Origin of the sequence: Riemerella columbipharyngis (assembly GCF_900101995.1) — a bacterium.
GTDB lineage: Bacteria > Bacteroidota > Bacteroidia > Flavobacteriales > Weeksellaceae > Riemerella > Riemerella columbipharyngis.
On the sequence record NZ_FNAS01000002.1, the window covers coordinates 136626 to 147853 of the forward strand.

The 11228-nt window shown below is 35.2% G+C and carries 10 protein-coding genes; 2 read left to right on the forward strand and 8 right to left on the reverse strand.

The window, feature by feature from the left end; all coding sequences use genetic code 11:
* Nucleotides 1–19: 19 nt before the first annotated feature.
* Nucleotides 20–433, forward strand: a complete 414-nt coding sequence (locus BLS89_RS02135; protein WP_092735855.1) for a hypothetical protein — start codon at nucleotides 20–22, stop codon at nucleotides 431–433.
* 278 nt (nucleotides 434–711) lie between these two features.
* Here BLS89_RS02135 and trmD read toward each other — a convergent pair whose 3' ends face one another.
* The 8 genes from trmD to BLS89_RS02175 form a co-directional block, all read right to left on the reverse strand.
* Nucleotides 712–1392, reverse strand: coding sequence for a tRNA (guanosine(37)-N1)-methyltransferase TrmD (trmD, locus tag BLS89_RS02140; RefSeq protein WP_092735856.1), 681 nt, complete (start codon nucleotides 1390–1392; stop codon nucleotides 712–714).
* On the reverse strand, nucleotides 1389–2645 hold the full coding sequence (locus BLS89_RS02145; RefSeq protein WP_092735857.1) for an NAD(P)/FAD-dependent oxidoreductase: 1257 nt from the start codon (nucleotides 2643–2645) through the stop codon (nucleotides 1389–1391). The genes trmD and BLS89_RS02145 overlap by 4 nt, the downstream gene beginning before the upstream one ends.
* 340 nt (nucleotides 2646–2985) lie before the next feature.
* On the reverse strand, nucleotides 2986–4041 hold the full coding sequence (locus tag BLS89_RS02150) for a diphosphomevalonate decarboxylase (RefSeq protein WP_092735858.1): 1056 nt from the start codon (nucleotides 4039–4041) through the stop codon (nucleotides 2986–2988).
* 16 nt (nucleotides 4042–4057) lie between these two features.
* Complete coding sequence (locus BLS89_RS02155) at nucleotides 4058–5818, reverse strand: AMP-dependent synthetase/ligase (RefSeq protein WP_092735859.1); 1761 nt, start codon at nucleotides 5816–5818, stop codon at nucleotides 4058–4060.
* Complete coding sequence (locus BLS89_RS02160; RefSeq protein ID WP_092735860.1) at nucleotides 5808–6827, reverse strand: NAD-dependent epimerase/dehydratase family protein; 1020 nt, start codon at nucleotides 6825–6827, stop codon at nucleotides 5808–5810. The genes BLS89_RS02155 and BLS89_RS02160 overlap by 11 nt, the downstream gene beginning before the upstream one ends.
* 29 nt (nucleotides 6828–6856) lie before the next feature.
* Nucleotides 6857–7645, reverse strand: coding sequence for an alpha/beta fold hydrolase (locus tag BLS89_RS02165; protein WP_092735861.1), 789 nt, complete (start codon nucleotides 7643–7645; stop codon nucleotides 6857–6859).
* Nucleotides 7646–7648: 3 nt separating this feature from the next.
* Nucleotides 7649–8368: a pyridoxine 5'-phosphate synthase gene (locus BLS89_RS02170; protein ID WP_092735862.1), complete on the reverse strand. Its 720-nt coding sequence runs from the start codon at nucleotides 8366–8368 to the stop codon at nucleotides 7649–7651.
* A 9-nt stretch (nucleotides 8369–8377) separates the two neighbouring features.
* The gene (locus BLS89_RS02175; protein ID WP_092735863.1) at nucleotides 8378–9643 is read right to left on the reverse strand and encodes a mechanosensitive ion channel family protein; all 1266 of its coding nucleotides are present in this window, start codon (nucleotides 9641–9643) and stop codon (nucleotides 8378–8380) included.
* 617 nt (nucleotides 9644–10260) lie between these two features.
* Between BLS89_RS02175 and BLS89_RS02180 the strand changes: the two genes are divergently transcribed.
* Nucleotides 10261–11226 carry a Gfo/Idh/MocA family oxidoreductase gene (locus BLS89_RS02180; RefSeq protein ID WP_092735864.1) on the forward strand — a complete coding sequence of 322 codons (966 nt, stop codon included), beginning with the start codon at nucleotides 10261–10263 and terminating at the stop codon, nucleotides 11224–11226.
* Nucleotides 11227–11228 lie beyond the last annotated feature (2 nt).

The window sequence follows — 11228 nt, forward strand, 5'->3', positions numbered from 1 at the left end:
TGAGACGAGCAGTGAATTTATGAAGCTTAAAATAAGATTAATAAAACTCAAAAGAGTAATTGATACTAAGTTAGCAAATAATTCTGTTGACGAAAAACCATTAAAATATAATAGAATAGGTCATTTTCTTTTGAAAGATAAATTTGATAAGCAGAAATTTGTATCTCTTTTATATTCAAAATTAATCTCGAAAAATTTTATTGAATGTTCTATCGAAGACTTTGAAACAATATTTGAAGAGAATAAATATTTCAAAAAAATTCAATGGAAAGGAACAGAATTACAACTCACATTTTTAATAAACTCATTATTGAAATTTTTTGATACCGATATAAATAAAAAACACTATAAATTAATGGAAACATATTTCATAAATAAAATTAGAAATTATGTATTTAAAATCATTCTGAAAGGCTTAAAAATTAGAAGGTAGTAATTTAATTTTAAAACTTGATGAGAAAATAAATTTTGTCCTTTTTTAGAAATTAGTTTTGTATTTTTTCATACAGAGTAACTTTTTTCTTTCATGAAATTTCCATATGCTATAGGGATTATCAGATTCAATTGATTTTTTGTGTTTGTGGTATAAGGCTAAGGCATAAAAAACTTTAGCCTTATTTTTTCAAACTATTCAAACAATGAAACTTAGATTTCAATATTATCTATAAAAAGATATCATCATTATAGAGACTATCATAAGACAGGAACCAACTATTCGTCTTTCAGTAAGTCCGGACGCTTCTCTCGTGTTATTTTCAGAGCTTGATCGTATCTCCATTCTTCTATTTTTGCAAAATTTCCACTAAGGAGAATTTTTGGCACAGAAAGATTTTTATAAATTTCCGGACGAGTGTATATGGGGGGCGAAAGTAAATCATCTTGAAAACTGTCTGAAAGTGCAGACTGTTCGTCATTGAGAACTCCCGGAATAAGCCTTATCACAGCATCTGCCAGCACGCAAGCCGCCAGTTCTCCTCCCGTCAAGACATAATCTCCTATAGATATCTCTTTGGTAATGTGCAGGTCTCTTACTCTTTGGTCTATCCCCTTATAGTGCCCACATAGAAAAATTAGATTTTCTGTAATAGAGAGTCTATTGACCGTCTTTTGATTCAGTGTTTCCCCATCCGGAGTCAGATAGATAATTTCATCGTAGTCTCTTTCGGATTTTAATTTAGAAATACATTTGTCTATGGGCTCTACCATCATTACCATTCCTGCACCGCCTCCGTATGGTGTATCGTCTACTTGTTTGTAATTATTGGATGCATAATCCCTTAATTGATGAAAATGAACTTCTGCCAGTCCTTTTTCTATAGCCCTCTTAAGTATGGAAGTTTGGAAAGGGCTTTCCATAAGCTCCGGTACTACACTGATGATATCTATTCTCATAATATTTTTTTCTTAGATGGATAAAATATAAGGCGTAAGGAAGAATCTCTATTGATATAGCTCCACATCCAGTTGAAAAATATTGCCAATTTATTTCTTACCGAAAGTATCAGCATTAGGTGCAAAAACATCCAAAAATACCAAGCAAAAATACCTTGAAATTTTACGAATGGTAAATCTATAACTGCACGGTGTTTGCCTATGGTAGCCATAGAGCCTTTATCTAAATATTCATATTCTTTCCAATCTTTTTTAGATTTTTTACAGATATTCTTTCCTAAATTTTTTCCTTGATTAATGGCTACATTAGCTACCTGCGGATGTCCTTTGGGATATTTTGGTGTTTCCATATATGCAATATCTCCGATGGCAAAGATATCTTCATAGCCGATGACACGGTTATATCTATCCACAATATATCTATTGCGGAAAATTTGTTCTTCTTTTAGCCCTTTTATAATGTTTCCCGTAACTCCCGCAGCCCAAATGACATTGGTAGAAGCAAGGGTTTTTCCACTGTTGAAATACAATGTTTCCCCATCGTAATCCGTTACTTTGTCACCAGATATTAGAGCTACACCAAGATTTTTCAGATATTTTTCGGATTTTATTTGAGCTTCTTGACTCATCACAGAAAGAGGGCGGTCTGTTGCACTTATCAATATTATCTTCAGATCGTCAAAGTTCATTCTAGGATAATCTCTTGGAAGAATATCTTTTTTCATTTCTGCAAATGCACCAGCTAGTTCTACTCCAGTGGGACCACTTCCTACAATCACAATATTCCAGTTTCCTTTATCAGAACTGTGTCTTTCTATGATAAGTTTTTCAAAAGTCAATAGGATATGGTTTCTAATAGAAATAGCCTGTCCTGTATTTTTCATACCATAGGACAGCTTTTCCATATTTTTGTTTCCGAAAAAATTGGTTTTACATCCTGTTGCTATAACGAGCTTATCATAACTATACTCTGCATCTGTTGTTATTATTTTTTTATTTTCGGGAAGTATTTGAGTAACTTCTGTCATTCGGTATTGAATATTATGCGAACGCTGAAAAATTTTCCTAAAAGGAAACGAGATATTAGATGGATCTATACGCCCACAAGCTACTTGGTAAAAAAGAGGTTGAAACATATGATGATTCACCTTATCTATAAGTAATACTTTTTTGTTTTTACCATTCAGCTGTCTAGCAAGCTGCAATCCCGCAAATCCACCTCCTATAATGATAATTTTCTCTCTTATTTCCATACTGCAAAAATAAGAATTTAGGATTTTATATTGATTGATGATAGAGTAATTTAATACAATTTCCTATAAAGCTCAATAAAATTTATATCGAAGTTGTTTTCTTTTATATTCGCCTATTGTTTTTTGTAAATAGCTCCAATTCCTTATTTCACCAAACCTTCCTAAATCCAAAACTTATTTTTAATATTATTTTGAGAGTTAGAGAATTTAAAAGATTCTTTCGTACCAGTATATACAAATTTCCACAATAATGTTTTATGCTAAATTTTATTTAGCAAAATACTAAAAGTGAATACGATTTACGGATTTATTTTCTAAAAAAACAACAAATCAAAATATCTTAAAATATCATTTCATCTTTTACTACGCCTCTATTTTGGGCAAAAGGTAAAAGCTCTGTATTGATAAAAGATTTAATTTCCGTTTCTGTACCATTATTAGGGAACAGCAAATGTACATTGGCACCTGCATCCAAAGTGAAGAATAAAGGCAGCTGACTTTCTTTTCGGAATGCCCAGATTCTATTGATAGTATTTAATGTATTGGTTTTCATTAGAATAACCGCAGGGTCGCACATCATCATCATCGCGTGAAGAGATAGTGCTTCGTGTTCCACTAATTTCATAAACCCCTCTAAATCACCTTTCTTTAGTATTTTTTTTAATGGAATAAAATTCTCTTTAGCTTCTTGAAAACGCCTTTTGGCATAAGGATTTGTATCCATTAGAGCATGTCCTAAAGTAGAAGATACACTTTTTTGCCCTTCATGAATAAGTAGTACCCAATCATTAAAACTTCTGAAAATAGGGTGAACTTCATCTTTGGGATATGGTACACCAAATAAATTGGAGCTTCCTTCTACTTCGAGAGTTTCACCCCATACCACAAGTCCTTTGTAGAGGCTTCTACAGGCACTCCCACTTCCCAATCTTGCCAGAAAACTCGCTTTTTGAATAGAGAATTCATCGTTGTCTGATGAAGTAAAAATTTTATCCAATTGCATCAACCCCTTTGCTATGGCACCAAACCCCGAAGCCGAACTTGCTATGCCAGAACTGTGAGGAAAAGAGTTTTCGGTTCTAATAATATATTCCCCTTTTAATACCCAAGGTAGATAAGATTCAATAGTCTTAAAATATAGGGCAATTTTTTCTGCAAATTTCACTTCCTCTTTGCCTCCAAGAAAAAGTCTTACACCGAAACTCTTATCACAAGTAAAATCAATTTTTGTATTTGTTTTAGCATAGTTCAGCGTATAGCTGATGCTGGGGTTGGCAGGAATTTGAGATGGAAATTTCCCCCAATATTTGATGAGAGCAATATTAGAAGGGCATTCTGCTTCTACAATAGTGCTTTTAAGACTAAAATCTTTTTTACCTAAGAATATATCAGACATTTTATAATTTTACGGGTTAAAAATACAAGCTTTCAATTTCATTAGCATATTTACTCATTACTACTTGTCTCCGGATTTTTAAGGTAGGGGTAATCTCTCCCAAATGTATCTCAAAATCTTTGGGAAGCAGTACGAATTTCTTTATTTTTTCATATCCTGACAGAGGATTGAGTAACTCTGTAATAACATCTTGGTAAAGTTGATAAATTTTTTCGTTCTTCAAAGTTTCTTTCCAAGATGTCAATTTAACACCAAGTGCATTCAGTTTCTTTTCTAAAACCTCAAAATTAGGAACGATAAGTGCGGTTACATAGGGTTTTCCCTCTGCAACTACCATCACTTGCTGAATGAGATTAGAATTAGTAAGAAGATTTTCTATGGATTGGGGGATAATGTATTTACCATTAGAGGTTTTCATCAAATCCTTTATTCTATCGGTGATGGTAAGGGTATTGTTTTTAAAAATGCCAGCATCTCCTGTCTTGAACCAGCCATCTCTTGTAAATACTTTTTCATTTTCTTCAGGCATTTTGTAGTAGCCTTTCATTACGCTTTTTCCTTTTACTAAGATTTCGTTGTTCTCCCCTATTTTTATTTGAGTACTTCCGATAGGGACACCTGCTGTACCATATTCATAGTGTGTGTTTGGGAAACAAGTAAGAGTCGCTGTAGTCTCTGTAAGCCCATACCCCACAGTAATGTGTACCCCTATAGTATCAAAAAACTTAATGATTTCCGGAGATATAGATGCTCCGCCACAAGGCATAAACCACAAATTACCTCCGAGTTTTTTCTTTATTTTCTTAAATACCAAAGCATTAGCTATACCATTTCTAAATCTCAATCCTAATGGAATAGATTTACCTTGCCGTTTCAGCTCTGCATATATTTCACCTTGTTTCAGTGCCCAGTAGAAGAGGCGTTTTTTAGTTGTATTATTACTTTTCTCCAAGTTTTCTTGTATAGCACAATATATTTTTTGGTAGAATCTCGGCACGGCACACATCATCGTCGGTTTCACTTTTTCTAATGTGTGGGCGATAAGTTTTGTATTCTCTAAAAATACCACCTTCGCTCCTCCATACAGACAGAGTAGAGTCCAGCTTCTTTCAAAAATATGGCTTAGCGGCAGGAATGCCAAAGAAGTTTCTTCCGTAAAATTTTTGAACTTAAAAAACTCAAAATGTGCTTCAAAAGCATTTGCAAAATTACCGTGTGTAATCATTACGCCTTTGGGGGTTCCCGAAGTTCCGGAAGTATAAATAATCGTCGCTATATCGTCTTCTTCTTTTGGAACTATTTCTAAATCCTCCGGACTTTTAACGATAATAGTCTCAAAATGACAGCTGTTTTTTGCTCTCAGTACGGTGGATTTTTTAGCGGCGATGATATGTTCCAAAGTCTCGCATTCCTGCATAATCTCCGCACAAGCATCATACTGCTCCTGATTGCCTACCATTACGGCTTTGGCTTCCGAATCTTTTATGCAATATAGTGTTTGCTCTTTGTTGTTGGTAGCATATATGGGTACGGTAATGGCACCTATCGCCATCGTCGCCAAATCCATAATAATCCATTCTGCAGAATTGTCTGCATAGATTGCAACTCGGTCGTTTTCTTTTATTCCTAATTTTTTCAGTGCATTGGCTGTTTTATAAATAGTCCTGCGAAACATCTGCCAGCTGATGTCTTTCCATTCATCGTATTTTTTGAAACCAATAGCTGGTTTTGTAACGAATTTTTCGGCATTTATCTCTATAAAATTACTAATGTTCATTAAGCTTTTCTTTATGATTAAGATAATGATTAAGATGATATTCCAGACTTTCTTCTACAGGAATAAAATCATAGTCCAATAAATTTTTAATTTTCTCATTGCTTACTTTCCCGTCCGTAATCAAAGCATTGATATTCGCAAGATTAACAGCTCTAAGCAGCGGTATCGCCCAGCTGACTAATGATGCTAATTTCCCTACAGCTCGCAGTACAGATGACGAAACTACAGCCGCTTTTTTTAGATTCATTTTTCCTCTCACAAAATCGGATACCTCTTGGTAAGATTTATTTTCTGAAATCAAGATAAATCTTTCTCCAAAGATATTTTTATTCATCAGTTCCGTTGCTATCTTGGCTACATCTCTCACATCTACATAGCCTATGACGCCCTGGGTAGTATATTTGATCTTCATAAGAGTACTAAACATCGTACCGCTGCTTTTACCCCAGTTCCCGGAGCCTATGATAATACCGGGATTGATGATACAGACATTCATCCCCTCTGCACCGGCTCTCCAAACTTCCATTTCAGAAAAATGCTTAGATACGGTATAATACGGATGCAGCAGTTTGGAATTATAATTGGAATTTTCATCCAAAAATCCTTTTTCATTAGCTCCGTCTAATACCGCGATAGAACTAACGAAAAGAAACTTTTTCACATTCTTTTCGCTCGAGATATAGAGTATATTTTTTGTACCATTTATATTGGTATGGTACATATTCTTTTTATTTTTAGGATTAAAACTCACTATCGCAGCACAGTGATAGACTTCCTCCACCCCGTCCATAGCTTTCCTTAAAGAATCCAAATCATCAAAATTTACATCTACCCACTCTATGTTGGAAAAGAATTTTTCGCCATTTTTGTCATATTGCATAAAGGTTTTTCTTACATCTTCCGTATCCGAATGAAGACGCTTGGCAGCACGCACCGCTTTGCCTTGTTTTAGCAATTCCAAAACAATTGTGCGACCTAAAATTCCTGTAGCTCCTATTACTAAAACCATCTCTTTAATTTATTCAAGGCATAAAGATACTAATTTTTTAATAAGAAATCTTTTACTGCTTGGTTAAAATACTTCGAATTGTCTGCTTGTACCCAATGGGCCGCATTAGGCACTTTCAGAATTTTGGCGTTTGGAAATTGCTGCTTAATGAGAAATTCATCTTGCGGCAATATGTAGTTGGATTTTTCGCCACCTATGAATAAAGTTTCTCCATTAAAGATAGAAAAAGTAATGGCATTGGCCACCATTGTATTGTATTCGCTGCATAAAGTATCAAGGTTAAATCTCCAATTAAGTTTCTTTTCTTCTGTCCAATAAAGATTTTTTGCCAAAAACTGAATTACTGCCGGCTCGTGAATATATTGAGAAAGATGCTCCACTACGCCCTGCCGAGAAGTAATTTTGTCAAAATCTACAGTTTTCAAGGCTTTTATCACCCCCTGATGATGAGGTGGATAGGCTTTTGGAGATATATCTACCACAATGAGTTTTTCTACTTTTTCGGGATATTTTACAGCAAATTGCATTACCGCTTTGCCACCCAAGGAATGCCCCAAAAGATGGGCTTTTTCTATATGGTTGGCATTCATATAGTTCAGAATATCCTCCGCCATATCATCGTGAGACATTTGATTGGAATGAAAACTCTTACCGTGGTTCCTTAGGTCCAGCAAGTGAGTAGGTATTAGTTCCCCAAACTCTCGCCCAAAACTTCCCCAGTTATCCAACATACCAAACAGTCCGTGAAATACAAGTAGCGGGGTGGCAGATTGTTCTTTACCGTATATTTTTGAATGTAGTATTTCCATATTTATCATCAATTACCATTTTGCTAATCTCTTGAGGTAGGCTTGTATTGTATTTTCCAGTCCTAAATAAAGTGCCTCCGAAATCAGGGCGTGCCCAATAGAAACTTCCAGAAGATTAGGAATATTATCGGCAAAAAATTTAAGATTTTCAAGGCTTAAATCGTGTCCTGCATTGATGCCTAAACTATGTTTTGAGGCTTCTTCAGCTGTTGCAATGTACGCTTCAATGGCTTTCTGCTTGTCTGCGGCATAGTTTTTTGCGTAGCTTTCCGTATATAGTTCTATGCGGTCGGCTCCTGTTTTAGCAGCATACTGTACCATTTCAGGATTTGGGTCGAGGAATATAGAGGTTCGTATTCCTGCATTTTTGAATTCGGCGATGGTATCGCTAAGGAACTCACTGTGTTTTTTGCAGTCCCAGCCGGCGTTAGAAGTAATGGCATCATCAGCATCCGGCACCAGAGTTACTTGTTCCGGCTTTACTTCCAAAACCATATCGATAAAGGAACGATGAGGATTTCCTTCTATGTTAAATTCTGTATAGACAAGAGGTTTCAGGTCATACACATCTTTCCTCGTAATGTGCCTCTGGTCTGGGCGTGGGTGTATGGTAATCCCTTGTGCTCCAAATTTTTGTGCATCTACGGCTACCTGGGTAACACTCGGCACATCACCACCTCGTGCATTCCTGAGGGTCGCTATTTTATTGATATTTACACTTAGTTTAGTCATAATGTTCTTTTATATTTTAACGCTTACTTGCATTATTTCCAAGTCAAATTCTTTTGCTGCCACGAGTAAATGGTCAAATATATCGGCTTGTATTTCCTCGTACCGCTCCCATTTGGAGTCATTCGTAAAACAATAGATTTCCAAAGGTAGCCCTTGAGTCGTTATTTCCAGCTGTCTTACCAATAATGTGCCGCTTGGGTCTATGTTAGGATTATTGACAAGATATTTCAGTGCATATATTCTGAAAGTTCCAATATTGGTAAGCTGAGGACCGTTTATGATTTCCTTATTATTGGGCATCCCCAATTTTACTCGTGCTACATTTTGCCATTTTTCTTGCAGATAATCTTGTATAAGGTTAATTTTTGAAAGCCTCTCATAAAGTTGCTCATCTACGAATTTGAAAGATTTTATATTAAAAATAATAGCCCTTTTTATCCGTCTTGTGTTGGTTTCAGACATCAGCTGATAATTCTTTATCTCTGTCGAAAGAAGATCGTAAGTAGGCACGGTAGAGACCGTTTTATCAAAGTTCAATATTTTGACAGTGAGCAGGCTTATTTCCTCTATCGTTCCTTCTATGTTGTATTTGGGTATGCCTATCCAGTCCCCCACTTTTAGATTTTTGGAAGTAGAAACATGAATACCCGTAACAAATCCCAATATAGTATCTCGGAAGATCAACAAAATAACCGCAGTCATTGCTCCCAAGCTCCCAAGAATTGTCCCTGCCTTTATATGAAAAATCACAGAAACACCTATGAATATAAAGAAAATATACCCTATAAGTTTTAGAGATTGAGTAATGGCTCTAATGGTGGTAATCCTATAAAAATCTTTTTTGTAATAATAGTATTTCTCTATAGATTTTAGAATCCTAAAATATAAAATACCAAATGCCGCCACTTGCAACAATCCAAAAATAGTATCTAAAAAAGCATAGCTCTTGGGGTGTTTATAGAAAATAGAATATACCGCTTCGGAAGTTAGTCCAATGGCAATAAAATTGGCAAACGAATTAGTAACTTTACTTTCGTAGAGACTTTTTATCAATGATTTATACGAGTATTTTTTCAATACAAAATAAAATATCCGAAAAATAATCTTGAATATTCTATCTATTGTTAATAAAAGTAAAACCAAAAACAAAAATTCCACAGCGATATCTACCCACAGCCTCCACCATACATTTGGAAAGTGAGCAAGAACCCATTGATGCATAGCATCACTTATTTGGATAAATAAATCTACCGTTTCGTCTTTTCCATCTCTCATAGCACAAAAATACAAAAAGTAAGTTTACGGAAGGGTAAGAGTTTATGTAAATTTTATATTCACGGCAACCGATACACCTCGATAAATGACACCAATTGTATGGAATACGGTTTTACACAGACGGAGATAGCCAACAAGGCATATATTTATAAACTAATGCCCATCAAGCAATAACACACAATTGCCATAAAGACTTAATCAACAAAAATACTATTAAAGATTATCGATTGGAAGAATCTCTAAATAAAAATATCTAAAAACAAGTATGCCCTATCACAACAATGATAAAAACCTCATTTTTTTCCAAAAACAGTATAACGAAGAGAGAGAACTATACACTTCCGCATTCCATCTTTCCATATGCTTACCGATTTCCTTACAATCGCTATAAGCAATAAAGGTGAGCATAGCCATAAACATTTTGCCGTACATTTTTTTCATCATTTATTTCTATAAACTTACTGAATTTAATGTCTTTAAGAGTTCATCATTCAAATCTAAGTTAAGCATATTTAAATTGATTAGAGACTTAAGCCCAATAAAAGCCGTTAAGATTTTATGATTAACAATATGATCATTTACAATTTTCTCTTTATCTTTGGTGAAATTATTTAGATATGATTAAAGTAGGACTTGTAGGTGCCGGTCACCTTGGGAAAATTCACCTCCGGCTACTCCAACAATCAGAAAAATACAATCTCATAGGCTTCCACGATTCCGATAGAGAAAACGGAAAACACATAGAAGCTGAATTTGGCTACAAATATTTTGAAGACTTAGAAGCACTTCTCTCCGAGATAGAAATGTTAGACATCGTAACGCCTACGCTCTACCATTACGATTATGCTCAGAAGGCTATTGATAGGGGGCTCCCTTTCTTTATAGAAAAACCAATTACCCAAACTTTGGAACAAGCCGAGAGTATCATTAGGCAATGTAAAGAAAAAAACATAAAAGCCCAGGTGGGACATGTAGAGCGCTACAATCCGGCATTTTTAGCTACCAAGCCATACATCAAAGAGCCTATGTTTATAGAGATTCACCGCTTGGCAGAGTTCAATCCGAGAGGGACAGATGTTTCCGTGGTTTTAGACTTAATGATTCACGATTTGGATATTCTGCTCAGCCTTGTAAAATCTGAAATAAAGGAAATACACGCCAGCGGTGTCTGCGTAGTCAGTAAAACACCGGATATTGCCAATGCCAGAATATCTTTTGAAAATGGCTGTGTGGCCAATCTTACTACTTCCAGAATATCAATGAAAGCAATGCGAAAAAGCAGATTTTTCCAAAAAGATGCCTATATCTCCGTAGATTTCTTAGAAAAGAAGGCAGAAGTCATAAGAATGCAAACGGCACCAGAACATCCGTCTGAGTTTGATATGATTATCGAAAATGCAGAAGGAGAACGCAATCAAATCCTTTTTGAATACCCCAATATACAGCCTAATAATGCCATCTTAGATGAATTAGAAAGCTTCGCCGAATCCATTACGGAAAACAAAGCAGTAGAAGTATCATTGGAAGATGGCACCCACGCTCTGAAAGCCGCACTGAAAATAATGGAGCTTATTGCTAAATAAAC

Coding starts and splice junctions, on each gene's coding strand:
- BLS89_RS02135 (WP_092735855.1), top strand. CDS start 20: ATGAAGCTTAAAATAAGATTAATAAAACTCAAAAGAGTAATTGATACT.
- trmD (WP_092735856.1), bottom strand. CDS start 1,392: ATGAGAATAGATATCATCAGTGTAGTACCGGAGCTTATGGAAAGCCCT.
- BLS89_RS02145 (WP_092735857.1), bottom strand. CDS start 2,645: ATGGAAATAAGAGAGAAAATTATCATTATAGGAGGTGGATTTGCGGGA.
- BLS89_RS02150 (WP_092735858.1), bottom strand. CDS start 4,041: ATGTCTGATATATTCTTAGGTAAAAAAGATTTTAGTCTTAAAAGCACT.
- BLS89_RS02155 (WP_092735859.1), bottom strand. CDS start 5,818: ATGAACATTAGTAATTTTATAGAGATAAATGCCGAAAAATTCGTTACA.
- BLS89_RS02160 (WP_092735860.1), bottom strand. CDS start 6,827: ATGGTTTTAGTAATAGGAGCTACAGGAATTTTAGGTCGCACAATTGTT.
- BLS89_RS02165 (WP_092735861.1), bottom strand. CDS start 7,645: ATGATAAATATGGAAATACTACATTCAAAAATATACGGTAAAGAACAA.
- BLS89_RS02170 (WP_092735862.1), bottom strand. CDS start 8,368: ATGACTAAACTAAGTGTAAATATCAATAAAATAGCGACCCTCAGGAAT.
- BLS89_RS02175 (WP_092735863.1), bottom strand. CDS start 9,643: ATGAGAGATGGAAAAGACGAAACGGTAGATTTATTTATCCAAATAAGT.
- BLS89_RS02180 (WP_092735864.1), top strand. CDS start 10,261: ATGATTAAAGTAGGACTTGTAGGTGCCGGTCACCTTGGGAAAATTCAC.